Here is a 24981-nt window from a genome sequence, read left to right on the forward strand (position 1 = left end):
TTTCGCCGGCCGGTACTTTGTAAGCAGCTCCTGAACCCGCTCACTCACTGTCCCGCAGGCCCTCACCACGGCCCCCGAACCCCATCACTCGACTATCCTGCAAGCCCTCACCAGGACTCCCGTAAAGCTTCACCTGACCTCGCTGAAACCCTTGCCTGGTAAGGATCTGCCGTGGCGTTAACGTTTTTAACAAGGGTTCAAGGGTGTTTACTTTTATTACTCTCAAGAATTTCCACCCCGCGCGTCCTTCGGACATCCCCCAAGTCCAACACCAGTCGGCATTCCGCTTCGTGAAACAGTGACGACACGCTGAAAAAACCGAAAAACTCGTTTCTTTCCAATGGCTTATTGACTATTCTTCGTTTTGTTTCACGGAAATTCTGCATTGGGCTACTACGGACTCGGCTATGTAGACCGAATCTGGCTCCCTTTGACGAGAAAGCCAGTTCGGCCTTCATACTTGTAGCAAATACTACGTAATTTGTTATGATTCCTCGAATTCGAGCAACGTCGAGGTGTAAATGAATCTGGACGAAGAACGTCAGTCGATCCGGCAGGAACTTGAGTCGATGCGTGAAAACGGCGCACGTCGCCAGGAATTGTCGTTGCATGCCTGCAAGCGACTTTTTTTCGATCTTGGCATTCGCCCATCAATGGCTGCGGTGCGAGATCTGACCCAAACCGGCAGTGCGAGCGACATTCCCAAAGACATCGACACCTTCTGGGAGCGTATCCGCAGTGCGTCACGTGTTCGTGTGGGTGCTGGAATCATCCCCAAAGCGCTTGAGGACAGGGCCGGTGAATTGCTCGGCGCCTTGTTCGAGGAAGCGATCGTTCATGCACGCTCCGCATTCGACAGCGAGCGCGAAGAAGTCCAGTCGCAGATCACGGCCGCGGTACGCGACACGCGCGAGGCCGACATTCGTCGCCAGGCGTCCGAGGAAGCCATTCGCCGAAGCGACGCAAGAGCCGACGCGGCGTGGGAACGGGTTCGCGCGCTCGAAGCGGAACTGGCCACGGCCAACACGCACGGCACGGTTCATCAGGACAGTTTGCAATCCAGTGTCCGCCGGCTCGATGCAGAGAACGAAGCGCTTCGCAAACGGCTTGAAGCCGAGCAATCCACCAACGCCGGCTTGCGTGACCGAATCGACGCATTACATGTCGAGTTGCGTCAAAGCACCGAGCACTATGCGCAACAGATCAAGGACGCCGTGGCCGAGGCCGAACGGCGTGTCAAGCCCATGCTGGTCGAGCTCGACTCGTTGCGCAGCATGGCCGCGACCTACCAATCCGGCGTGCGCGATGCCAGTCGCAAGGAGTTCGAGTTCATCCAGCAGATCGCGGCGGCAAAAGCCAGAGGCGACCGTCTGGACTCGCAACTGCGTGAACAATCGGACGAACTCGACGCGCTGACAAAAGAAATTGCAGTGCTGCGTACCCAACAGGACGTGGATCCAGCCGTCGCGAGCCTGTTATGTACGCTCGCGAACTCCGGTCGCCTGAGTTCCGACGAAATGGCGACGATCGGTACTGTCGCGGACGGCCATGTCGCGTTGCCGCTGCGTTGTCCAAAGTGTGAGGAAGGTGAACCCGAGCTGTCCGAGGTGGATCACCGCTACGAACTCCAGTGCCCGGAGTGCGAGCATTCGTCGGGGCCTGGTCACTCGCGGCTTGAGGCGGTCAGCCGGTTTTTGGCGCTGAAACCGGTCACTTCGACTGCATAGTGGGACACGCCTGGCTACCCTAGAAGAAGGAAGCCGGCCAAAGGTGAGGTAATTCGGGACTGGAAAGGTGAGTCTTTCCGGGGCAGTTTTTACACTCTTATTCGTTCGAACGGCCGCCGTCCGGCGTTGTCCGACCAGGCGGTTCGTCGGAATTCGGCGCGTCGCCGATGGGAATTTTCTGCTGCTCGGACCAGGTTTTCCACGCTCGATGGAGTCGATTGGCGGAAACGGGTTGCATGAACCCAAGCCATTGGCCGACCAACTCCGGCGCGACACCTGTCTCGAACAGGTCGGCGGCAAAGGTGTTGCGCAGCGTTTGCGGGCTGGCTCGCGACTCGCGCGATTCTGCGAAGCCTGCCGCTTCGATCAGCGCGTCGACTGAACGCAGCATGGTGGCCTTGTGCATTGGCCGTCCAGAGGGCGACGCGGGAAATACGAGATGTCCGGCCAGTTCCGACAGGCGCCGTTCCGCGAGCCATGCATCCAGCGCCGCGACGGCAAACGGCGATAGCCGGGTTCGGCGCGCCGTCAGCGGATTCGGTGACTCGATCAGGATCCAAGGTGAACCGGCTGTCACGCAACTAACCGTAAGCGTTCGCGCTTCACCGGTTTTCAATCCTCCACCGAGAAACACCGCAATCAATGCCCGGTCGCGGCGTTCTCTCCAACGCTGCGCTGCGGAGAGCGCAGTGATCGGCGAGAACAGATGTGCAACCAGCAACGCTCGCTCATGGCTGGTCAGAAAACCAGTGGGTTCGTTGTCGCGTGCATTGCGCCAGGCTGCTTCACCGTCCTGGGCGATAAACCGTGCGGGATTGGTCGACGCAAGTTCGATCTCGCGGACATGATCGAGCACACGTTCGATCAGCCGTAAATAGCGTACCCGTTGCGGTTTTCGGATCGCCAGTCCAGCGACAAAATCGGCAATTGTCCGGGTGTCTACGGTGATAAGGTTGGCATGCCGAACTTTCAACCAATCGAGAAACAATCCCCATTGCGCTTGATACACCTCGGCGGAAGACTTGCGAAACTGCTGCTTGGCGAGCCACGCGTCGAAAGCAATACGCGGATCGCGACGCCAGTCTTCGCGTTCCTGATCGAAGAGATCGGCAGCGGGGATGTCTCGGCCGGCGGAGCCGGGCGAGTGGGAAGAGACCATAGTCTGTTTTACCGTTAGTTGCGTCTTATTGTAGGTCAGACGCCACCAATCGGATAGCAGGCGTGATCACGATCACCCTCCCCAAGCCCGCGCACGCCGGCGTACATTCGCTCGCGGCGCGGCCTGCGCCGCCTTGCGATACGCGTGCTCGTAAACGGCAACAGCGAACGCGAACACCGCCGGCAGTGCATTTGACGCGCCGAAATCCACCGGCTCGTCCGTCTCCGGATACGGCAGTGCCGAGGGGCGCTGAAACAGTCCGAGCATGAGCGCGTCGTGGCGACTGGCGAATCCGAGGTCGGCGAGGGCCTCCGCCTCAATGGCGTGCAGAAGCCGCCACGTTAGCGGAACTTGTTGCACGATATACCGCGCGGCGATGCTTTGGACGATGTGTTCGAGATCGCGCGCCGCGGTCTGGAAGCGCAGCGCAGCCAGGCCGTGGTCGGCGTGGTGGGTTGTCAGTTCGTTCATTTCGGCTCCGGTCAATCTGCGTATACTGTACAAACATACAGTACTCAGCGCAACTCGGCCAAATGGCTAACCCGCCCTCTTCCTCGGCTTTATTCGTTCTGCATTAACGGTGCGCTAACCGCTTAGCCGTGAATCACCACAAGCAATGCCTTGGCTTCGCTCTTGCCGGCATTGCGGATCGCGTGCGCTTCGTCGGCCACGTAGCGCGCCGTGTCTGCCGCCTTCAGGCGCTTGGTGGTCCCGGCCGCCTCGATTTCGATCGAGCCGTGCAACACCGTCAAATGTTCGCGCGTGCCGGGTTCGTGCGCGTTGGACACGAGCGCGCCACCCGGCTGCAACGTCAGCTCGTACCATTCGAATTTGCCGGCCAACTCGATCGGCCCCCACACCCGCAACTGATATTTAGCGTCGTGCCCGCTTAGCGTCGGAATCTCGTGCGGCCCCGACACGGCGATCGCCTCCGGTGCCTTTTGCTGCGCGAACAGCGAATCGAGACTGACACCCAGTGCATTGGTCAGGCGCCACGCAACCGCGATAGTCGGATTGGCCTTGTCGCGCTCGATTTCCGACAGCATCGACTTCGACACGCCCGCCGCGCGCGACAGATCGTCGAGCGTCATGCGGCGCTCGCTGCGCAGCCGCTGAATCTGTTCGCCCACCCGCGGCGGTGCCGCGACGGTTTGGGCTAGAGTGGGTGCAGCGCTGGCTGCTGCGCGCCGGGTGCCCGAACTTGCCATTTTCTGACCTATCGTTTAAAGTTGTTCGACATACCGAACTTAAGTTCGGAATATCGAAGTTGTTCGATAAAACTGATATTCGACTATAGCAGGCCGCCACAGCGCCGAACATCGCGGCCGTGCGGCCTGCCGCCCATTCAGGAGTCTGACGTATGCGTGAACCCTACCTCGCCCATCTGCGCAGCACGCTCGAGCAGATCCGCGCCGACGGCTTTTACAAGACTGAGCGCGTGATCGCGAGTCCGCAATCGGCCGGCGTGCGGCTCGCCAACGGCACGAACGTACTGAACTTCTGCGCCAACAATTATCTGGGCCTCGCTGACGACACGCGGCTGATCGAGGCCGCCAAAGACGGGCTCGATCGCGACGGCTTCGGCATGGCGTCGGTGCGTTTCATCTGCGGTACGCAGACGGTGCACAAGGAACTGGAGCAGGCGCTCGCCGCGTTCCTGCAGACTGACGACTGCATTCTCTACTCGAGCTGTTTCGACGCGAACGGCGGGCTGTTCGAAACGCTGCTCGACGAATCCGACGCGATCATCAGCGACGAGCTGAATCACGCCAGCATCATCGACGGCGTGCGGCTGTCGAAGGCGAAGCGCTTTCGCTACAAGAACAACGATCTCGCCGACCTCGAAGCCAAGCTGAAAGAAGCCGACGCCGCCGGCGCGCGCTTCAAGCTGATCGCGACAGATGGCGTATTTTCGATGGACGGCATCATCGCCGACCTCGCCGGCATCTGCGATCTGGCCGATCGCTACGGCGCGCTGGTCATGGTCGACGATTCGCATGCGGTCGGCTTTATCGGCGAGCACGGTCGTGGCACGCCGGAGCATTGCGGCGTGCTTTCGCGCGTCGACATCATTACCGGCACGCTCGGCAAGGCGCTCGGTGGTGCATCGGGCGGCTACGTGGCCGCGCGCAAGGAAGTCGTCGAACTGCTGCGGCAACGCTCGCGCCCGTATCTGTTCTCGAACACGCTCACGCCGAGCATCGCAGCGGCTTCGCTCAAGGTCCTCGAGCTGCTGGCGAGTGCCGAAGGCGCCGAATTGCGTGCTCGCGTGCGGACCAATGGCGCGCATTTTCGCAGCAAGATGAGCGCGCTCGGTTTCACGCTCGTTCCGGGCGAACATCCCATCATCCCGGTGATGCTTGGCGACGCGCAACTTGCCTCGCGCATGGCGGAAGAGCTCCTGAAAGAAGGTGTCTACGTTATCGGCTTCTCGTTCCCGGTGGTGCCGAAGGGTCGCGCGCGCATTCGCACGCAGATGAGCGCCGCGCATACGCCTGAACAGATTGACCGCGCAGTGGACGCATTCGCGCGCGTGGGCCGTTCGCTCGGCATCATTTAAGACCTGGAGGCGCACATGAAAGCACTCGCAAAACTCGAACGCGCGCCGGGCCTGACGCTCACGGACGTGCCGAAGCCCGAAGTCGGCCATAACGATGTGATGATCCGCATCAGGCGCACGGCCATCTGCGGTACCGACATCCACATCTGGAAGTGGGACGACTGGGCGCAGAAGACCATTCCCGTGCCGATGCACGTGGGTCACGAATACGTCGGCGAGATCGTCGAAATGGGCCAGGAAGTCCGCGGCTTCGCCGTCGGCGATCGCGTCTCGGGCGAAGGACACATCACCTGTGGATTCTGTCGCAACTGTCGCGCCGGGCGTCGCCATCTGTGCCGCAACACGGTGGGCGTGGGCGTGAATCGCGAAGGCGCGTTTGCCGAGTATCTGGTGATTCCCGCCTTCAATGCCTTCAGGATTCCGCCCGAAATCTCCGACGACCTCGCGGCCATCTTCGACCCGTTCGGCAACGCGACGCACACGGCGCTGTCGTTCAACCTGGTCGGCGAAGATGTGCTGATTACCGGTGCCGGGCCCATCGGCATCATGGCGGTGGCGATCGCGAAACACGTCGGTGCACGCAATGTCGTGATTACCGATGTCAACGACTACCGGCTCGAGCTCGCGCGCAAGATGGGCGCGACGCGCGCGGTGAACGTCTCGCGCGATTCGCTGCGCGACGTGATGGCCGATCTGCACATGACCGAAGGCTTCGACGTTGGCCTGGAAATGTCCGGCGTGCCGAGCGCGTTCACCAGCATGCTCGAAGCGATGAACCACGGCGGCAAGGTCGCGCTGCTCGGTATTCCGCCGGCACAAACGGCCATCGACTGGAACCAGGTGATCTTCAAAGGGTTGGAAATCAAAGGCATTTACGGCCGCGAAATGTTCGAGACCTGGTACAAGATGGTCGCGATGCTGCAAAGCGGGCTGGACCTGTCGCCGATCCTTACGCACCACTTCCCGGTCGACGATTACCAGCGTGCCTTCGCTACGATGCTTTCGGGCGAAAGCGGCAAGGTCATTCTCGACTGGACCGCTTAAGCCACGCAGACCCGCTGCCTGGCCGTCGAAGACTTCGAACCCATCGTAGTCTTCGACGAGCAGCAAACACTTCCGCCCGCAAGCCTGCGTGCGCCGCTTACGCGCCCGCAGGCGGCCGGACGAATTCCGCCTGAATCCGCACGTGAACGTCATCGCCCACGGCCGGATACCATGTCCCCAGACCGAACTTCGACCGGCTGAAACTGCCCTCCGCTGAAAAGCCGAGCGTGTCCTGCTTGGTGAGCGGATCCGGGCCGAAGCCGTTGAAGACCACATCGAGCGTCACCGGTTGCGTCGTGCCGTGGATCGTCAGATTGCCGGTGAGCTTGCCGCGCGCGTCGCCGGTCCGTTCGAAGCGCGTGCTCACAAAGCGGATCTGCGGATAGCGCTCCACGTCGAACATGCTGCTGCCTTTGACCTGCTTGTCGAGCAACGGCACGTTGGTATCGACGCTCGCGGCGTCGATGTCGGCCGTCACCGAACTCTTCTCGAGTCCGCCTGCATTCCAGTCAAGCTGAGCGGTAGCGCGATCGAAACGCACCGTGAAACGCGAATACTTCAGATGATCGACGTCGAACGTGATGCTCCAGTGATGCGGATCGAGCGTGTACTGCCCGGCGGGTACGTTGGCTTCGGTTTGACTGACCGAATGCGTGACGACCTGTAGCGGCGTACACGCGGCAGCCACGGCGACCATCGCAATCGATAACGCGCGCGCGACGGTGGCGCGGACGGCGTACTTCTTCATCGCTGGGCTCTCCTGATTCGCTTCGCGCCACGATAGCGCAAGCCGCGCGATCGCGCCGAAGGCGCTCGCCGCGACGCTTGCCGCGGTTTCCCGTGCATTGTTCAGGTAAACGCCGTCGATGCCCAAAAAATTCCCTTCCCGGAAATTTTCCCGATTTTTGTTGACGAAGGAGAATGATCGTTCTACCCTTCGTCCATGGCTACTTCTACCGAACCTCCGACCCCAGGCAGCGCGCGCGAACGTCTGCTCGACGCGGCCGAAGCGCTGATCTACGCCGGCGGCATCCATGCCACCGGGGTGGATGCGATCGTCCGTCAGTCCGGCACGGCGCGCAAAAGCTTCTATACGCACTTCGAATCGAAAGATGCGCTAGTTGCCGCCGCACTTGAACGCCGTGACGAACGGTGGATGAACTGGTTCATCGAAGGCACGCTGCGCCGCGGCAAGAACGCGCGCGCGCACCTGCTCGGCATGTTCGACGTGTTGCGCGAGTGGTTTGCCTCGGAAGATTTCCATGGCTGCGCGTTTCTCAATGCGTCCGGTGAGATTGCCGCGGCGGACGATCCGATTCGCGTCGTCGCACGCGAGCACAAGGAGCGCTTGCTGGCGTTCGTGCGCGAGCAGTGCGACGAGCACATGGCCGCAACCGGCGTCGACGGCCGGCGCGCCGAGCGCCTCGCGCGGCAGTGGCTGATCCTGATCGACGGCGCCATCGGCGTGGCGCTGGTCAGCGGCGACCCCGATGCAGCACTGGACGCACGCGCCGCGGCCGAGCAATTGCTGAACGCCGAAGCCGCACACACTCACGCGCCCTTGCGGCGCTCTCCCACCTGACCTTTGGAGCCATCATGACCGAGCCAATCGAAACCCGTCCCCCGGTGCCGCCCTTCACGCGCGAAACGGCCATCCAGAAAGTGCGTGCCGCAGAAGACGGCTGGAATACGCGCGACCCGGAGCGGGTCTCGCTCGCTTATACGCCGCAAAGCGTGTGGCGCAATCGCGCGGAGTTCGTGACGGGCCGCGCCGAGATCGTCGGGTTGTTGCGCCGCAAGTGGGCGAAGGAACTCGACTACCGCTTGATCAAGGAGTTGTGGGCGTTCACGGGCAACCGGATCGCGGTGCGCTTTGCCTATGAATGGCACGACGATTCAGGCAACTGGTTTCGTTCGTACGGCAACGAAAACTGGGAGTTCGACGAGCACGGCCTGATGGCGCGTCGTCATGCGAGCATCAACGACATGCCGATCCGCGAAGCGGACCGTCTCTATCACTGGCCGCTGGGGCGCCGTCCTGACGACCATCCGAGTCTTTCCGATCTGGGGCTATGACAGGTTGAACGTTTGCGGCGCGTCGACTGAATGCCGCCGTGGATCTGCGGCCCTAACCGGTGGATGAGCGTTTGTTGCGCATTCACCGATCTGCCACTGCTTTTCCGTTATTGTGCTGGCTGGGTAACGCGCGCAGGGCGCGTGCCCGTGTTTCCGAGCGTCACCTCAACATTGGCCATATATGTTGAGGTACAGTGCCCGACGGACGACACATCGAATATAACCAGCACATTCATGACACCGGCGCTCGACCGGTGACGGAGCGGATATGCATTTGCGGCAGACCCACAATCAATTCCGGCGCTTGCTCGTCGCCCTGATTGCCAGTTTTGCGGTGGCTTCCACCGCGCAGGCGGCGGACTGGTGCGGGGGCGGCGTCTGGGTCGACGCAATGCTCGGTTCGTACCATATCGATCCCGATCCCGGCACGCACTTCAACGAGTTCAATCCGGGTCTTGGCGTCGAGTGCTGGTTCAACGGTCAATGGGGCGTGACGGCAGGCGGCTTTCGCAATTCGCTGCGCCGTCCTTCGTACTATGGCGGCGGACTGTGGGCGCCGGAATTTGCGCACTTTGGCTTCGTACGGCTCGCGGCGATCGCCGGTATTATCTCCGGCTATAACTATGGCAACTGGGGCCTTGGCCGGAATCACACCGTCGGACCGGTGGCGGCGCCGATCGTGATGTTCGACTACAAACGGGTGGGCGCGAACCTGATCTTCATTCCGCCGATTCCCTCCGACAATTTGCCGTTCACGATCGGGTTTCAGGTGAAGGTGAAGTTCTGACGCAACTATCGCGGCAGTGCTGCCGAAGGTGAGACCTTTCGGGAGGACTGCCGTTGATGATTCAAGCAACAGCCATACAGGTTGCCTCGTTTTCGACTCCTGGAAGTCCTCACCATTTTATAAAAATCCATATTGCATAGCTGATTTCCTCAGCATGCAATTTCTAACCATTTTCCAATTGCCTTCACATTATCGCCATACGTAGAATCTCGCGTGAAGCCGGCAAAGGCAACCATGACCAACGAGATTAAATTTTCCTATGCGGAGCAGGTCACCAAACCGCTCAAACGAGGCCTGATCCGTGTAGTTGAAGCGATGACGGGGCAACCCTATCTGGAACGGCTCTACAAGGCGAACCAACGCACACCGGGTAAGGACAAAAGCTTCTGGGCCGCCTGCATCCGGCAGCTTCAGCTTGACGTGAAGTATGACGAAGCGGCGCTATCCAAAGCCCCGGCCGAAGGGCCGCTGGTGGTTGTGGCGAATCATCCTTATGGCGTGCTGGATGGCCTAACCCTGGCCTGGCTGGTCGAGAAGGTCCGGGCAGACTTCATGATTCTCGCCAGCACGGTGTTGGCTCAGGCGCCGGAGACGCACCCGTTCATTCTGCCCGTCGACCTGTCCGATCGCCCGTCAGCGAAAAGCACGAATCTGGCAACGCGCAGGAAAGCGCTCGCGCATCTGCGCAGCGGCAAAACGCTCGTCATTTTTCCAGCGGGACTCATCTCGACGTCGCCTGACCGATGGGGCCGCCAGGTGGCCGTGGATCCACCTTGGGGTCCGTTCGCCGCACAACTGATCCGCCGCTCGCACGCAAGCGTGCTCCCCGTTTTCTTCTGCGGGCAGAACGGCCGCGTGTTTCAGATGGTGAGCCACATCAGCCGAGCGCTGCGGTTGTCACTGATTTTCCACGAGGTGAAGGCGCGCATCGGCACTCGTCTTGACGTTGAGATTGGCGAGGTCATCTCATACCCTGAGCTCGCGTCGATTGGCGACGATCGCGCATTGATGCACGAGTTAAGAAAGCGCACCTACGCGCTTGCCGGCGACCGACGCGATGCGCACGTGTCCACGCTAACCATTGCGCGGCCTGCCGAATCCATTGATACCGCACAGCACGATGTCGATGGCGAAGAGGTGGCCTAACGCGTCGTCACCTGCATTTTCATCCCATGGGCGGGACGCATGGTAAGACGCACCTGTGGCTCGACGCGATGGCCGGGGACCAGATCGAAACGAAAGCGGCTGAGGAGATGCCGCAGGATCAGCAGCATTTCGGTCATGGCAAAGCCCATCCCGATGCACACCCTTGGCCCGACCCCGAACGGCAAATAGGCATAGCGATCGATAGCATCGCGATTCGCTCCGAGAAAGCGTTCAGGATCGAACAGGTCGGCATCGCGCCACAGCGTCCGGTGGCGATGCAACACGTAGGGGGCGACCGTGACGATCGTGCCGGCGGCGATGTGCACGCCCGCTACGGTATCGTCCTGCAAGGCCAGGCGGCTCATCATCGACACCGGCGGATAAAGCCGCATGGTCTCCTCCAGCACCGCCTGCGTGATCGCGAGCTCAGTGACGGGCGCGCCCCGGCTCACGTTTTCGTCGATTTCCGCTTCGACGCGTGCGCGCCAGTCCGCCGCTTGCGACAACGTATAGAGCGTCCAGGTCAGCGCATTGGCGGTGGTTTCGTGACCCGCGCCAATGAAGGTCACGATGTTATCCCGTACTTCGCTTGCACTGACGGACGGGCCGTCCGAACCCTGCGCCTGCAGCAGCAGGGTCAGCATATCTTGCGGTGCCGCCTCGCCGGAGGCCAGCAAGCGGCGCCGCGCAGAGATCATGTCGTTGACGACGCGTTCTGCGAAGCCGAGCGTCGTCCGTCCGCGCAGGCGGTTGAGCCGTGGCACAAAGCTCGGCAGTCCAAGCATGTCGAACAGATCGAGCTGTCCCAGCGTATCGAAGTAGCGCGTGATGGCATGCTGGAATTCGCTGGGGTCGCGTCCCAGGCCCTGACCGAATAGCGTGTGCTCGAGAATTTCGAGCGTGAGCCGCCCCATTTCCTCCGAGAGGTCCACGATCGCGCCAGCCGGCTTTTGCATCAGACGCTCCGCCGATTGCGCCACGACACGTTCCTTGGCTGCCGCGAAGGCCTCGACCTGCTTCGGGGAAAACAGCGGCGCGAGGATGCGGCGCTGACGCTTCCAGTTGTCGCCGTTGGAGGTCAGCAGGCCGGCGCCGACGGCGGGACGCAGCAGTCGCAACTGCAACTCGTTCTTGGGGTAATTGCGCGCGTTCTCCAGAAAGACATGCCTGATACCAACGGGATCGCTAACGAGCGCACGCCTGTCGACGATGGTCTTGCGGATCTGGATGGGAATCTCGAAGTCGGCCTCCGACCAGACTTCCAGAACGTTTCGACGCAGGACCGCGAGAAGCTGCAGGGGGCCGGGCGGCTTGGCGCGCGGCGTTGGAACGGGGGGCCTGAAGTGGGACGACACGCTCATCCTTCTGCGAAGAGTTGGTTCTTTAGGCATGCCATGGGATTGGCGCTCGCTTCAGGCGTCCGAGATGCGCTTCGAGTTTTCCAGCCAGCGCCGCAAGCCGTCGATGCCATGCAGCAACCAAACCGAAAACAGCAAAACGGGAACGGGTCCGCGCAGGCCGAGATGGCCGATGAACAACGCCGGTATCGTGAAGGCCAACGCGATCCAGCAGATCGCGCCCCAGCGGCGTCCATCCGAAATGCCGCCCAGTGCGACTGTCGCGGCAAGAATACCGGTGAACAAGGTCCATCGCTCAGCCGTCATGTTGCCGATGTCGCCATTGACGTAGTAGATCAGCAGCCCGAAGAGTATCAGGCCGCCCGAAGCAATAAAACCGTCAGAGGCGATGAAGTCCTGCCGCTCTGACGAACGAGGCAAGTTGACGCCGAAATAGCGTAGAAGAGGCGCGTTGCTGGCCCAGAACGGATTGTTACTGGCTTCGCCGCCCGCTACGCCATAGCGCATTTCGTTGCCCGGATGCGCCTGGTGGAAGGTGCCGAATAACCGGTCCCAGATAAGAAAGGTGCCGCCGAAATTCCGGTTGAAGTGCTGCGGATCCGCGCTGTGATGCACACGATGATGGAGCGGCGTGATCAGGAAGCGGTCCAGCATGCCCGATGTTCGAATCATCCCGCTATGGTTGTAAAACTGGACCGAATAGTGAAATGAAGACACGGCCACATAGATTTCCAGCGGCACGCCCAGTATTGCGAGAACGCCCGTGAACGGAAAGTCCGTCAGCGACGCGTACCAGGAATTTCTATTGCATAGCGACAGATTGAAATGTTCGCCCTGATGGTGGACCACGTGAACGGCCCACAAGAACTGCAACCGGTGATGCATCCGGTGTCGCCAGTAGAAGCAGAGGTCCCACGCGAAGAACGCGAACACCCATTTCGCCACCGGGTTCCACCCATCAAGCCAGTGCAGGCTAAGGTACTTCAGCGCAACCCCATAGGCGGCGATTTCAACGCCTCTGAACACCCACATCAGGATATGGCCGGAGTCGAGATTGAATACCACTTCCTTCCATGGAATGTCCTGTCTCTTGACGAGTTTCAGGAACAACAGCTCGCATGCCGTGAGCAACAAGCCCACGGCAAAGGGAATTGCGAACATGTTCATATTTGAGGAAGTGAATTCCAGAGGCAAAAATCGCCGGTCAGAATAGCATACGCATCACACACGGGCCGCCCTCGGCCACCGGCAGTACCCCTTGTTCACTTTACCTTCAATTCGGACTACACTGAATTTGAGGTTTTCTTCCACTTCACCCCTGCCAGTCTTCGGTAACAGTTGCTTTTGTCGTGCTCCGCGAGCCGAAGCAAGCCGAGTCGGTTCGTGCCCAAAACCATTTGAACGGGACGACTCATCATGGCTGATACGAGCTACATGGCACGGAAATCCGTCGCCGATATCGTGGGAAGCGCCGATGCAGACGGAGGCCATTCGCTATCGAAAGCGCTCGGCGCCACCAGCATCACGGCCATGGGGATCGGCGCCATCATTGGCGCGGGCATCTTTGTCCTGACCGGCACTGCTGCAGCGCAATTCGCCGGGCCTAGCATCATCCTGTCCTTCGTGCTTGGCGGCATTGCATGTGCGTTCGTCGGTCTTTGCTACTCGGAACTGGCGGCTATGCTGCCCGTATGCGGTAGCAGTTACACCTACACCTATGCCACGCTGGGCGAGATATTCGCGTGGATCATCGGCTGGGACCTGATCCTCGAATACGCAATGGGCGCCGCGACCGTCGCGGTGGGTTGGTCCGGGTATATCGTGAGCCTGCTGCATAACGCGGGAATCACTATCCCGCCCGATCTGGCCGCCGCGCCCGGTACCATCATCAAGCTCGCCGACGGCACGACGGCGACAGGCATCATCAATTTGCCGGCAATACTGATCATCGCGATCCTCACCACCCTGCTCGTGCTCGGTACGAAGGAATCCGCACGGCTCAACAACATCATGGTGGCGGTCAAGCTGGTCGTGGTGGTGGCTTTCATCGCGCTTGGCGTGTTTTTCATCAAGCCGGCGAACTGGCATCCGTTTATTCCGGCCAATACCGGTGAGTTCGGCAACTTCGGCATGAGCGGAATTTTGCGTGGCTCGGCTGTGGTGTTCTTCGCGTTCATCGGTTTCGATGCGGTGTCCACCGCCGCGCAGGAAGCGAAAAAGCCGCAGCGGGACATGCCGATCGGCATTCTCGGGTCGCTCGTCATCTGTACGGTGCTGTACATCCTGGTTGCGGGCGTTCTCACGGGGCTCGTTCCTTACGGGGAACTGAATGTTCCGGATCCGATCGCCAAGGGCGTCGACGCTATCGGCCTTACCTGGTTCTCCGTACTGATCAAGATCGGCGCACTGACGGGGCTAACCACCGTGATCCTCGTGCTGCTGTACGGACAGAGCCGCATCTTCTTCACGATGTCGCAGGATGGCCTGCTGCCGCCTCTCTTCGCGCGGGTTCATCCGCGTCTGCAGACGCCTCACCTGAGCCAGATCATGATCGGCACCATCGTCGCAATCGTGGCGGCGCTCACACCGATCAGCGTGCTGGGAGAGATGGTCAGTATCGGTACGCTGTTCGCGTTCATCCTGGTGTGCGGCGCCGTGATCTATCTGCGGCGCAGCGACTCCGACGCTTCACGTCCTTTCCGGGTGCCGGGGGTTCCGATCGTGCCGGTTCTGGGCATCCTGTTCTGCCTGTTGCTGATGGCGGGACTGCCGCTCGTCACATGGGTGCGGCTCGTCGTGTGGCTGGTGATCGGGCTGATCATCTATGTGTCGTATGGCCGCAATCATTCGAAGCTGCGCTTCCCCGAACGTCAGTGAGAGACCGGTGGCGCCGCATCGGCGCTATCGCAATATTTCTCACATAGCCGTGAAAAATGCTCGTTTGGCGCACACGTTCCGTCTGCCTATGCTGGTAGACGTGAACGGTGTCGCCATGCGCGGTGTGGTTTTCGCTTCGTCGTGGCGGCTCCCAGACTATGTGGAGTCTTCTCGTGGATATGCCTTTGCTTGAGATTGCGGCTGTCGTGGTTATTTTGAGTGTCGTCGGTATCGTGGTGGTCAGGGCGTTTGCCTCGTCGCGGGTCGATGGCATTGATGTTTTTATGCGGCGAGACACCGCGAATGAGCGTGACGGAAACTAGAAGGCGTCCGGTGTCGCGCATCAGTTGTTCGATAAGGTGAGAGGATTCGGGATAGTGAGGACTTCCAGGAGCTGGCATCCTTGAGGTGAGCATTTCCAGGAGTTCAACGAAGCCGGGCAATCCACAAGGCGGACGCCGAATGGTGAGGACTTCCAGGAGTCTGTTTTTAACGAGCGTTTCCGTTACCTACCGGACCCATCCTCTCAAAGCATGATATCGACGCGCTGGCTTTGCGCCGTGAGCGGCCCCGACGGTAGCGCCCACACTGCGTCGAGACTGGGCCTCACCAGATCGAGTTCGGTCGACACGCCCGCGTCGCGACGAAAGCGTGTCTTGTTCGCGGCTTGCGTCTCCACGACCTCCTGATCCTGCCGCGCCACCCGGCGCAGAAACGGCCACGCCAGCGTCCGCACCGCCCATTCGGGCGCCCAGCGATTTTCGACGTGCAAGGTGCCGTGCACCTGGGTTAGCGCGTCGCTGATCGGGCTGAAATGGATCGTGAAGTATAGTGCGCTGCCATCCTGGTAGCGGTATTCGAGCTGCGCCGAGCCTGCCGCGCCCGCGGTGAAATGCGCGCGTTCGAGTTCGCGCGGCGACTCGAACAAACGGTACAACCAGCCGCCTTGTTGCGGCTGACCGCGATAGTCCACTTGCAGCACGCCCGCGGAGCGCGTGATGGTTGCGCTGACGATCTCGCGGTTGCCGTCGCCGCGCACGAGTCCGGGGTGCACGAAATGCGTGTGGAGGGGATCGAGAAAATTCTCCAGCGCGTCGACCGCGTGTGCTTTCCACGTCCTACTCCATGTAAAGCGGCGGCTTCCCGTTGGCAGTCTGCGCAGAAATTCGGGTAGATCCTGCGAACCGGCGCTGCCCAATGCCTCGGGTTTGACCCAGATAAGTCCGTCGTATTCCATCGCGCTGACCGAACCGACTCGCACCACTGGTTTGCACGCGTGTGCCGGCAGTCCGGGCAACGCCGTGCAGCGACCGTCGACGCCGAAGGTCCAGCCGTGATAGCCGCATTGCAGCCCTGCGGGCGTGACGCGTCCTGCCGAGAGCGGCGCATGCCGATGCGGGCAGCAGTCGTCGAGCGCGAGCAGTTCGCCCGACTGCAAGCGCGCGAGTACCAGCGGCCGGTCGAGCAGCGTCACGCCCAACGGCTCCGATTTCAGGCGTCGCGATTCGGCGACGACAAACCAGCTTCGATACAGCGCGGGGTTCCATGCGTTCATAACTGAAAGCGCCTCATGATCGGCACGCCGAGTTTTGTCGTCAGCATTTGCAAGCCGCGTAGCGTGCGGCGCGTCGCCATGGGCAAGTGGCGGCTGAGAACTGCACTGTATTCGATGGCGGGCTCGCCGCCTCTGAGTCGTTTGAAGTGCGCCGCGCCGGCGCTCAGATTGAGCACGGCGTCGCGTTCGAGCGTGGTCTTGAGCACATGTGCCATCAGCAGACGGTACAAGCCGGCCGATGCCGGCCAGTTCGTGTCGTAGCCGACGATCGGCGCGCTCAGCAACGATCCCTGTCCAAACATCCCGACCACCGCGCGCAGTTCCCCGCTGTCGTCCCTGAACCCGGCGAACTCCAGCAGTCCCGCGCGATGCCACGCTTTCAGAAATGCCGCCGTATAGCTCGGATTGAGTCGCGAATACTTGTCGAGGTAAAGCTGCGCGTAGAGCGCTTCGCTGCGCACAAAGTCCGCATCCGTGAACGCGTCGTGGAAGACCGGCGTCAACGGCGTGGTGCGTAACAGATGCAGGTCGCGATGCAGGTTCTGATGCTTCATGGCGCCTTGCTTCATGTCGCGAAAGAGATAGACCTGCCGCGTGGGGATCAGGTCGAAGCCGGCCGTCATCAGCGCCTGCAGCCAGTCCGCGTGCTGCACGGCATTGAGCGAACGGAACCAGAACGCGTGACGCGGCCAGCGCGCCTCGCACGATGCGGCGAGCGCGGCGAAATCGATGCCCTCGGTTGCGGGGTACAGGTTCGTGCTGAGCAACCAGTTGTTCAACGACACCGCGCTGTCCAGTTTGGCCCGGCGTAGCCACCGGTCGACCACGCCTATTACGCCGCCCAGCGGTGCCGCAAGTAAGCGTGGCGCGACGCGGCGGGTCTCTTCGAGCGCGTAGCCGCTGTAGGTCGTCAACGGTGAGCAGACCCAGGCGTTTCCCGGCGTGACGTCGTTGACGGTAACGGGCAGTGTCAGGCCGCCGGCGTCGAAGGTTTCCACGCGGGCGTCGATGTTCGAAACGAAGCCGCGCGTCGCCACCCCCGCATGCAGCGTGGCGAAGGCCGCGGCCTTGTCGGCGAAACAGGCGTGCGGCACGTACAGGCAGGTGCTCATGCTTCGGGCAGCTCCTGGCCGTCCCACTCGATATCCTGCGTTGCCGCTTCGCGCATATTGCAGCGCTGTGCCAGCGCGAGCCGGGCGTACGACGCCAGATCGCGGATCGCACCCGCAAGCGGGCCGCGGTCGTGAGGCGTGCCGATCACATCGGAGGCGCGGCGATAGTCGTGCGCCCAGCGACGCAGTTCGCCGCGCCTGAGCGCATCGATCAGCCCCGCGCTCAGCATCATCGCGCTGATCATGCGCGGCGCGGTTGAGGACGGCTCGATGGGTGTCGTTTGCGTACTGCCGGGCGTGCCGCTGAGGGCGCGGCCAAGTGTGCCGTTAAGTGCATCGGGCAGCGGGTCGTCAGGCGTGAAGAGATGGCAGCCGCTGGTCGCACGCGGATTGCATTCGAGCACGCTCACACGTCCATCTGCGTGCTGGATCCAGTCGAACGACAACTGGCCGGTAAACTCGAGCTTGCGCGAGAAGTGTTCGACAAAGCGGCGAATCGCTTCGATACGCACGCCTTCGAAATAGAAGCTCGAACTGGTCGACATTCTCCAACCGGGCCGATAGACGCTATGCGCCACCAGCCGGCCGCGATCCGCCACGCTGTACGAACAGAATTCGCGGCCCTCGGCGAACGCCTGCACCACCCAGTGACCCAACGGCGCGAGAGGTGGCGCTGCAGCGGGAATGCCGTGAGGATAAATCCGCACGTGGACACCGAAGCGCGAGTACTCCGGTTTCAGCACAACCGGTCGTGTGCCGGCCCAATCGCGGGCCTCGTCGAGAGATGCGACGCGTGCCGAGTCCGGCACTTCGACGCCGCAGTCCTGAGCGAGAGAAAGAAAACGCCACTTGCTGTGGACGTCGCGCATTTTATTGAAGTCGTCGGCGACCACGCGCACATGGGCTGGCAGCCGGTCCCGATAGCGGGAGACGAAAAACACTTCCTCGCAAGTGGGCACGATCAGGTCGATGCCATGCGTCAATGACGCGCGCCGCAAGTCGTCCACGAAACGCGCCGGCGTGTGACGCGGCGACGCAACCCGCAGCGTTTCACTCACCGCGCGCGAAGCGCCGCTGATCTGGCAGGGAATGCTGTCGGCCACCCACACTTTCCAGCCCTGATGCGCAAAGCGGCGCGCATGATCGAGCGCCGCGGGCGCACGTCCACCGAGGATCAGGACGTTACGCGCCATGCTGCCGCCTCGCGACCGTGCCATGCCGCAAGCGGAGAGAGCGGGCCGAGCCGTCAGCGAGCTGGCGCATGTCAGTAGACCATGACCATGCCGCCGATCGTCAGGCCCGCGCCCGAGCCGATGAGCATGATCGGGTCGCCGCGCTGCACGCGTCCACCCTTGATCGCGTGATGCAGCGCGGACGGCAGCGACGCCGCGACCTGGTTGCCGAAGTCCGCCAGGATATCCACCGTGCGAGCGGCGTCGACACGCAGCCGTTTGGCGAGGTGGTCGAGCGCGAGGCGGCTGGCCTGATGCGGCACGACGAGACGCAGTTGATCGAGTGTGAGCGCGGCGGCGCCGAGCAGGTCGTTGACGAAGCGCGGCATCTCCCGCGATACGGTCTTGAAGAGGCGCGGTCCGTCCATATGGAACAGCGCCAGCGGATCGATGCTGCTGCTCAGGCGCCTCGGATGGTAGCGCGAGCCGCCGGCCTTAATGTGGCAATACTCCGCGCCCTCGGGATAGGTTTCGATGCGCGAGGCCAGGATGGACGAGCTTTCGCCCGGCGCGGCTTTGCGGATCACGGCGGCTGCGGCGCCATCGCCGAAGATCGCCGATTCGCCGAGCGTCGACCAGTCCAGCGAGAACGTGGCGATATCGGCGGAGACGATCAGAACGTTGCGGTACCGGCCGCTTTCCACCAGATAGCTGAGCGTGTCGAGCCCCACCAGAAACGACAGGCAACTCGCGCCCATATCGAAGGCGGTAATCCGCTTCGCATCGCCGCCGCGCGCCGCCAGAATCAGCGCCGCGTTGTAGGGCAACGCCTGGTCCATGGTGGCGGACGCGGACACCAGGCAGTCAATGTCGCTCCAGCTCAGATCGGCCTGCGCGAGCGCCGCTTCGCACGCTGCGACCGCAAGCGAAGCCGAGTTCTCATGCACCGTGCGATGACGCGTGCGCACACCGTATCGCTTGAAGACCGTGCCGGCCGGCAGGCCGAAGCGCCGGTCGATTTCATCGCTCGTCAACACCTGTTCCGGTACGGCAACGCCGGTTCCGCAGATGCGGATATTGCGTCGATGGTTCGTCATATCTGTTCCTCCGCATAGCGGACCGTGCTTGTAAGCGCTTCTAGCAACAGCGCTTTATTGACTGTGAGAAAGACCTCGCGGCCCTCCTTGCTGCTCTCGAGCAACCCCGCCGACTGCAGCACGCGAACGTGATGCAGCACGGCGGTACGGCTGAGCGGAAGCACGTCGGCGATCTGCTTGATCGTCAGCCGCTCGCCCGGCTCGAAGAACAGCAGGATGCGCTGCCGGTAGCTGTCGCCCAGCGCCGCAAAAACGGCGGCGAATTGCTCCCAGTCCGCGGGAATACTGTTGGCGTATGCGTTTCTCATATCTATAAATCTAGATATGTAGTTATTTTAGGTCAAGTTTTTATTAAGGGGAAATCTACCCGGTGGTGCAACGAGCCGTCCGGCCGTCTTTGCGAGTGCGACGCCTTACGAGGGTTTACTTACAGCAACAAGACGTAGAGGTGTCGCGTGCCGCAAACGGCGCGATAGGCGCGACAACAGCGCCGCGCCGGCCGGATCGAAGTGCTTATTGGCCGGATCGGCGTTAAGCCTTTGTCCGGGTTGTAACGGCGTTGTAAAACACGATCCTTCGCGGGTTGATAGGGTGCGGGCATTGCATTTCACGGGCGCCAAAGCATTGGTGCCTGGGTTCGCAATACTCACGAAGGAGAAACGTATGAGAAAGTTCGCGATAGTCGCGGTCCTGGCGGCGCTGACCGCAACATTGAGCGGTTGCTGGTGGGGACCGGGTTGGGGCGGGCCCGGTGGTCCTGGCGGGGGCGGCCCTGGCGGAGGCGGTCCTGGTGGTCCGGGCGGCGATGGGCCACACGGCTCGATCACGGTCCCCGCTCACGTTGCTCAGGGCTGATGCCTGGCGATGGCATGCGACGGCATTGCATCCGCCGGCAAGCTTGCGTTAAGCACATGCCCGCGCCATGACCGCGCGCCCCTCGACGTGTCGTTCGGTGCCTGAAGCAGAACGACACGTCACGGAACCCAAGCCTTCAGCACAATGCGTGACTAACCGCGCACATACGTCACGATCTCCACGCGACGATCCGGTTGAAGACAGCGGACCAGATCCGAGTTGTCCGTAGTTCCACATTGCGTCACCGGATCCTGGCTGCCGAGTCCTTCAGCGCGAATCTTGTCCGCCGGCACGCCTTGCTGGACCAGCACCGCTTTCACAGCCTCAGCGCGGCGCCGCGACAAATCCAGGTTATAGCCGTCGGACCCGAGGCGGTCGGTGTAGCCGCGCACCTCGACGTGACCGAACGGACTGGCGCGCAGGCGAGCGGCGATTTGCGCGAGGTCAGAGAGGCCGGCGGGACGGATGTCGTTGATGTCGCCCCGGTCAAAAGGAAACAGCGCGTCCGCCGACAGACGCTCGACGCGTGGCGGTGGCGGCGCTTCTAGCGCGGGTTGAACCTGAGCCGGATAGGCGCCGTACACCACCGGCCCTTGCACCACCCAGTCGCCGGGCACCCACACGTAGCGGCCGTGAGCCCACGCCCAATAGCCGTGATGCCACATATGCCCAGGGCGGGGCGGCGGAACATGCTCATAAACAGGCCCAGGAACAGGAACGAGCACGGCTTGCGCGAAGGCTGCCGGCGCTGCCGCGACGAGGACAGCAGCAGCGGCGATCCTGCGCAAGAGCGTGCGTGACCGCGATGCGCGATTGCGTGACGAGAGCGAGTGGTATTCGACCGATTGTGATTGTAGGAACGTCATCAGGACAACTCCAGATTGTTATGGGCCGCCATGAGCGGGGGAGGCACATGCGCATTCTAGAAAGAGCGCATATAACAAGCTCTCTCGGTTTGTAACGAGACGTGTGCGTCGTTACGTGTTTGTGATTTAACGCCTGGGCTCACCACGAATGAATTGAAAACAATGGTTAAACGCGCTTAAACGGCTGTGTTGAGCGGCGCGTTCTTGTCGATCACGCTGGATCGACGAAGGTGAGGAGATTCGGGAGCAGGATCAGGCCAGGCACACATTGCGTTGCGTAGCGGATGGCTTACCTGGGAATGCAGAATAATGGGCGGTGGACTTCGAAGGTGAGATTATTCGGGAGCTGCGCGTCGTGACGAACAGGTGCGCTCACGCATCTGCATGGTGTTCACCTTTTGTCTATCGTAGGTGAGGGGCATGCTGCATTCGCGTATCACCTTCTCAACCGGGCCGCAGCGTGTTCATCGGTCCGTGAGCGGGAGTCTGCACATGCCTGACTCCTGCGTCATAACGCCAGGCATTTCAACGACTTGCCTTGCTTGCCCGCAAGTTATACACACCCTTGCGAACAGAATCTGTGGACAACTCGGCCATTCGGCCGTGGTTCGCCGCGCGGCAAGAGAAACGGGCCAAACGATATATACTGTTTTTAGTATTTCCCACTCGGAGATGATGACCATGGCCGCACCCAGCACCAGAAAGGCAGCAAAGAAAGCTGTTTCATCGCCTGCTCGCTCGAACGGCACTGCCGTGGCCGCCGGCGCGCCGGCTGAGGCAGCGCGGAAGAAAGCGGTGACGGCCAAAGCGGCCCGGCCGACCACACCGCGCGCGAAGCGTGGCAGCCCAGTGGAAGCCGAACCGGTCAGCGTGGCCGCCGAGCACAAGCCGAAGCGCGTGAAGAAGGAGAAGGTTGTCCGCGACAGCTTCACCATGCCGAAACCCGATTACGAGAAACTCGGGGAGCTGAAGGCGAAATGCCTGAGCGCAGGCGTAGCCGTGAAAAAGAGTGAGTTGCTGCGAGCCGGTCTGCTGCTGCTCGAAGCGGCGCCGCTTGCCCAGTTGCTCGAAGCGATTGCCGCGGTCGAGACGGTCAAGACGGGGCGGCCGGCTAAACCGTCGCATCAGACCGCGGCTCACTAAACGGCGCGAGGCCGCGCCACAGCACGCCAAGCTGCGACGGGTTGCGCCGCGTCATCAGCAACGGTGGATGTGGCCGCCGCGAGTTTGGGTCGCCCGGTTGTATCGCTGCGCTTGCCAAAGGTGAGTCTTTTCGGGAGCTTGAGCCGTGCAGAGGCGCTCGCCTCTATTCGCTCGGCACGCCAGATGCAACGCAGGCATCGCGAACGCTAACGTGTCGAATCACACTGCAGACAAAGACGACGCGCGTATCGCTCAGGGAAAGGTGAGTACTTTCGGGAGCGCGAACGCGGCGGCGAATAATGCCGAATGTGGCGATGAAAAGACGGGCGTCACGATCGCGAAGTGCAGGGCATTTTTGTTGACCCGCCACGGCTGTTTCCGCGAAAACAGTATACAGGGTCGCGTTTTATGCTTGCGTGTCGCATAGCGCGATCAGCGCGGCTGAGGGTGCGTCACGTACGCACGTTGGACGCGAGCCCGGGTGCGGGCTCGTGATAGGTGAGGGTTTTCGGGAGTCGAACGCCGTGGACCTGAGGTGAGTCAACCGCGCTGCGTCAACTCACGGATGTCCGCGACGGGTACCTCGCCGAAGACGTCGCTCAATGCGAAGTCGACCAACTGGATAGCGCACTGCTCCGGCGAAACGAGTTGCCCATTGCGTTTGAGTTCTTCGAACTTCTCGCGCAACGGAAATTGTTCTTTACCGCTGCTGCGAATCTCCGCCTGCATGTTGGTGTCGACGACGCCCGGCGCCACGCTGCAAATACGCAGCGCGCGGTTGGCATCGAGGACGACAGCCCGCGCATGGTGATCGAGCGCGGCCTTGGTCGCGCAATAGAGGCTCCAACCGGGGTAGGCATTGCGACCCGCGCCGCTCGAGATGTGCACGATGCGCCGGTCGTTCGCGGAAGTGCTGGCCGTGGCGACGGCGCTCGCCAGCATCAACGGCGTCGCCACGTTCAGGCTAACCGCGCTCGCGATGGCAATCGCGTCCTGCGATTCGAGCGGGCCGATCGGCTGCACCATGCCCGCGTTGTTGAACAACAGCACGCTATGCGCACCGTCGACGAAGCGGCTCAACGCGTCGCCCGCGATCCATTGTGCGACGCGCGCCGGATCGGCAAGGTCCAGCTCGACTTCTTCGAGTGTTTGGGGATACCGCTGTGCGAGCGCGTTGTTGCGTGAGCGCGAGAGCGCCAGCACGGCAATGTTGCGCGACAGCAGTTGTTCCGCGAGCGCAGCGCCGAGGCCGCGCGTATGGCCGGTAACGATGGCGCGAGTGATGGGTGAAGTCATGAGGGTCGACAGAGAGGGCAGATAAGAGCGCGTATTTTCTCACGAGGCACGTTGCGTCTGCAGCCGCGCGCCCCTCACGCCGAGCGGAAGCGCTCCCGGTACTGCGCCGGCGTCGTGCCGATGCGCCGCACGAACACGATGCGCATGCGGTCGGCGGTGCCGAAGCCGCAGTCGTAGGCGATCGCCTTGAGCGCGGCGGTACTGCTCTCCAGCCGCTTGCGGGCCGCGTCCACTCGCGCGCGTTCGACGAACTCGTGCGGCGTCACTCCGGTTTCTTCCACGAAGACCCGGGCGAAATTGCGCGCGCTCATGGCGGCGACATCCGCGAGCTGCTTCACCGTGAAGCGCTCGCCGATGTGTTCCATCACATGCGCCTGTACTTTCGCCACCGCCGACGTCTCATCCGCAGGGGCGGTCAGATAAGGGCTGAACTGCGACTGGCCGCCCTGACGCTGCGCGAAGACGACAAGCCGCTTCGCGACCGCGAGCGCGGTGTGCGGCCCATGATCTTCGGCGACGAGCGCGAGCGACAGATCGATCCCGGCCGTCACCCCTGCGGACGTGACGAGCCGCTCGTCGCGCAGATAGATGCGGTCGAAGTCGACCCGCGCGAGCGGAAACTGCGTGGCCAGTTGCTCGGCGTGTTGCCAGTGGGTCGTGACGTTGCGTTCGTCGAGCAGACCCGCGTGGCCGAGTGCGAACGCGCCGGTGCAGATCGATCCATAGCGTTTGCAACCCGAGGCGACGGTGGTGAGCCAGCGCGTCAGTCGCGGGTCGGGCGCGCTGTCCGGCAGCGCGGGGCCGCCGGCTACCAGCGCGAGATCGAAGTCGCGCCGGGCTCCTTCGAACGTATCGTCGGCGACGAGCGCCATGCCATTGGAGGCGCGCAATGCGCCCGGCTCCGCGCTGAGCAAGGTCACTTCGTAGTGCGCGCCGCGGGGCAGAAACTGATTGGCTTCCGAAAAGACATCCACCGGCCCTGCGACGTCGAGCGCTTGCACCCCGGGAAAAATCGCAACAGCGACGGTTGGCATCGAATGACCTCAGTGAGATTGGGAAAAGGTGAGGATTTCCAGGGAGTCGATTTTTTCACGCAAAGGTGATCGGTCTGATGACGCGGCACTCACGTGTCGTGATCTCCCGGATAGTCT

General features: G+C 61.9%; 24 protein-coding genes. 10 read left to right on the forward strand and 14 right to left on the reverse strand.

Annotated elements, in window-relative coordinates; all coding sequences use genetic code 11:
• Nucleotides 1-521: 521 nt before the first annotated feature.
• Nucleotides 522-1727, forward strand: a complete 1206-nt coding sequence (locus tag P3T42_RS30285; RefSeq protein ID WP_429308115.1) for a DNA-binding protein — start codon at nucleotides 522-524, stop codon at nucleotides 1725-1727.
• Nucleotides 1728-1824: 97 nt separating this feature from the next.
• Here P3T42_RS30285 and P3T42_RS30290 read toward each other — a convergent pair whose 3' ends face one another.
• The 3 genes from P3T42_RS30290 to P3T42_RS30300 form a co-directional block, all read right to left on the reverse strand.
• Complete coding sequence (locus tag P3T42_RS30290; protein WP_429308116.1) at nucleotides 1825-2886, reverse strand: tyrosine-type recombinase/integrase; 1062 nt, start codon at nucleotides 2884-2886, stop codon at nucleotides 1825-1827.
• A gap of 72 nt (nucleotides 2887-2958) precedes the next feature.
• Complete coding sequence (locus P3T42_RS30295; RefSeq protein ID WP_074293924.1) at nucleotides 2959-3357, reverse strand: DUF2471 family protein; 399 nt, start codon at nucleotides 3355-3357, stop codon at nucleotides 2959-2961.
• A gap of 122 nt (nucleotides 3358-3479) precedes the next feature.
• Nucleotides 3480-4094, reverse strand: coding sequence for a helix-turn-helix domain-containing protein (locus P3T42_RS30300; protein ID WP_074293925.1), 615 nt, complete (start codon nucleotides 4092-4094; stop codon nucleotides 3480-3482).
• A gap of 152 nt (nucleotides 4095-4246) precedes the next feature.
• Here P3T42_RS30300 and P3T42_RS30305 point away from each other — a divergent pair, with 152 nt between their 5' ends.
• Nucleotides 4247-5446, forward strand: a complete 1200-nt coding sequence (locus tag P3T42_RS30305) for a glycine C-acetyltransferase (RefSeq protein ID WP_429308117.1) — start codon at nucleotides 4247-4249, stop codon at nucleotides 5444-5446.
• Between the two features lie 15 nt (nucleotides 5447-5461).
• Complete coding sequence (gene tdh / locus P3T42_RS30310) at nucleotides 5462-6490, forward strand: L-threonine 3-dehydrogenase (protein WP_429308118.1); 1029 nt, start codon at nucleotides 5462-5464, stop codon at nucleotides 6488-6490.
• Nucleotides 6491-6587: 97 nt separating this feature from the next.
• Here the strand turns inward: tdh and P3T42_RS30315 are convergent, their stop codons facing one another.
• Nucleotides 6588-7238 (reverse strand): YceI family protein, encoded by a 651-nt coding sequence (locus P3T42_RS30315; RefSeq protein ID WP_429308193.1) that lies wholly within the window; start codon nucleotides 7236-7238, stop codon nucleotides 6588-6590.
• A gap of 195 nt (nucleotides 7239-7433) precedes the next feature.
• On the opposite strand from P3T42_RS30315, the gene P3T42_RS30320 reads away from it, so the two are divergent.
• From P3T42_RS30320 to P3T42_RS30335, 4 genes are all read left to right on the forward strand, one after another.
• Nucleotides 7434-8072, forward strand: coding sequence for a TetR/AcrR family transcriptional regulator (locus tag P3T42_RS30320; protein WP_074293928.1), 639 nt, complete (start codon nucleotides 7434-7436; stop codon nucleotides 8070-8072).
• A gap of 14 nt (nucleotides 8073-8086) precedes the next feature.
• Complete coding sequence (locus tag P3T42_RS30325) at nucleotides 8087-8566, forward strand: DUF1348 family protein (RefSeq protein ID WP_429308119.1); 480 nt, start codon at nucleotides 8087-8089, stop codon at nucleotides 8564-8566.
• Between the two features lie 268 nt (nucleotides 8567-8834).
• A complete protein-coding gene (locus tag P3T42_RS30330; protein ID WP_074293930.1) occupies nucleotides 8835-9353 on the forward strand; it encodes a hypothetical protein in 519 nt (172 codons plus the stop codon).
• A 213-nt stretch (nucleotides 9354-9566) separates the two neighbouring features.
• The gene (locus P3T42_RS30335; protein WP_429308120.1) at nucleotides 9567-10499 is read left to right on the forward strand and encodes a lysophospholipid acyltransferase family protein; all 933 of its coding nucleotides are present in this window, start codon (nucleotides 9567-9569) and stop codon (nucleotides 10497-10499) included.
• Here the strand turns inward: P3T42_RS30335 and P3T42_RS30340 are convergent.
• Together P3T42_RS30340 and P3T42_RS30345 are read right to left on the reverse strand one after the other, a co-directional pair.
• A complete protein-coding gene (locus P3T42_RS30340; protein WP_429308121.1) occupies nucleotides 10496-11854 on the reverse strand; it encodes a cytochrome P450 in 1359 nt (452 codons plus the stop codon). The two genes, P3T42_RS30335 and P3T42_RS30340, sit on opposite strands and share 4 nt — an antisense overlap.
• Before the next feature lie 57 nt (nucleotides 11855-11911).
• Nucleotides 11912-13051 carry a sterol desaturase family protein gene (locus tag P3T42_RS30345; RefSeq protein ID WP_429308122.1) on the reverse strand — a complete coding sequence of 380 codons (1140 nt, stop codon included), beginning with the start codon at nucleotides 13049-13051 and terminating at the stop codon, nucleotides 11912-11914.
• A gap of 222 nt (nucleotides 13052-13273) precedes the next feature.
• On the opposite strand from P3T42_RS30345, the gene P3T42_RS30350 reads away from it, so the two are divergent.
• Nucleotides 13274-14734: an amino acid permease gene (locus tag P3T42_RS30350; RefSeq protein WP_074293934.1), complete on the forward strand. Its 1461-nt coding sequence runs from the start codon at nucleotides 13274-13276 to the stop codon at nucleotides 14732-14734.
• 173 nt (nucleotides 14735-14907) lie between these two features.
• Complete coding sequence (locus P3T42_RS30355; RefSeq protein WP_429308123.1) at nucleotides 14908-15057, forward strand: hypothetical protein; 150 nt, start codon at nucleotides 14908-14910, stop codon at nucleotides 15055-15057.
• A gap of 203 nt (nucleotides 15058-15260) precedes the next feature.
• Here P3T42_RS30355 and P3T42_RS30360 read toward each other — a convergent pair whose 3' ends face one another.
• From P3T42_RS30360 to P3T42_RS30385, 6 genes are all read right to left on the reverse strand, one after another.
• Nucleotides 15261-16289: a Rieske 2Fe-2S domain-containing protein gene (locus tag P3T42_RS30360; RefSeq protein WP_429308124.1), complete on the reverse strand. Its 1029-nt coding sequence runs from the start codon at nucleotides 16287-16289 to the stop codon at nucleotides 15261-15263.
• Nucleotides 16286-17401 carry a hypothetical protein gene (locus P3T42_RS30365; RefSeq protein WP_429308125.1) on the reverse strand — a complete coding sequence of 372 codons (1116 nt, stop codon included), beginning with the start codon at nucleotides 17399-17401 and terminating at the stop codon, nucleotides 16286-16288. Before P3T42_RS30365 ends, P3T42_RS30360 begins: the two co-directional genes overlap by 4 nt.
• Nucleotides 17398-18594, reverse strand: a complete 1197-nt coding sequence (locus tag P3T42_RS30370; RefSeq protein ID WP_429308126.1) for an ATP-grasp domain-containing protein — start codon at nucleotides 18592-18594, stop codon at nucleotides 17398-17400. The genes P3T42_RS30365 and P3T42_RS30370 overlap by 4 nt, the downstream gene beginning before the upstream one ends.
• Before the next feature lie 71 nt (nucleotides 18595-18665).
• Nucleotides 18666-19670 carry a 3-oxoacyl-[acyl-carrier-protein] synthase III C-terminal domain-containing protein gene (locus P3T42_RS30375; RefSeq protein ID WP_429308127.1) on the reverse strand — a complete coding sequence of 335 codons (1005 nt, stop codon included), beginning with the start codon at nucleotides 19668-19670 and terminating at the stop codon, nucleotides 18666-18668.
• Nucleotides 19667-19978, reverse strand: coding sequence for an ArsR/SmtB family transcription factor (locus P3T42_RS30380; RefSeq protein ID WP_074293939.1), 312 nt, complete (start codon nucleotides 19976-19978; stop codon nucleotides 19667-19669). Before P3T42_RS30380 ends, P3T42_RS30375 begins: the two co-directional genes overlap by 4 nt.
• A gap of 699 nt (nucleotides 19979-20677) precedes the next feature.
• Entirely contained in the window at nucleotides 20678-21391 is a 714-nt protein-coding gene (locus tag P3T42_RS30385; RefSeq protein WP_429308128.1) for an OmpA family protein, read from the reverse strand.
• A 681-nt stretch (nucleotides 21392-22072) separates the two neighbouring features.
• Here P3T42_RS30385 and P3T42_RS30390 point away from each other — a divergent pair.
• A complete protein-coding gene (locus tag P3T42_RS30390; RefSeq protein ID WP_429308129.1) occupies nucleotides 22073-22534 on the forward strand; it encodes a hypothetical protein in 462 nt (153 codons plus the stop codon).
• A gap of 540 nt (nucleotides 22535-23074) precedes the next feature.
• Here P3T42_RS30390 and P3T42_RS30395 read toward each other — a convergent pair.
• Nucleotides 23075-23830 (reverse strand): SDR family oxidoreductase, encoded by a 756-nt coding sequence (locus tag P3T42_RS30395; RefSeq protein ID WP_429308130.1) that lies wholly within the window; start codon nucleotides 23828-23830, stop codon nucleotides 23075-23077.
• Nucleotides 23831-23904: 74 nt separating this feature from the next.
• Nucleotides 23905-24864, reverse strand: a complete 960-nt coding sequence (locus tag P3T42_RS30400; protein ID WP_429308131.1) for a GlxA family transcriptional regulator — start codon at nucleotides 24862-24864, stop codon at nucleotides 23905-23907.
• Nucleotides 24865-24981 lie beyond the last annotated feature (117 nt).

Origin of the sequence: Paraburkholderia sp. GAS38, from assembly GCF_050434965.1 — a bacterium.
GTDB classification, from domain to species: Bacteria; Pseudomonadota; Gammaproteobacteria; order Burkholderiales; family Burkholderiaceae; genus Paraburkholderia; species Paraburkholderia phenazinium_A.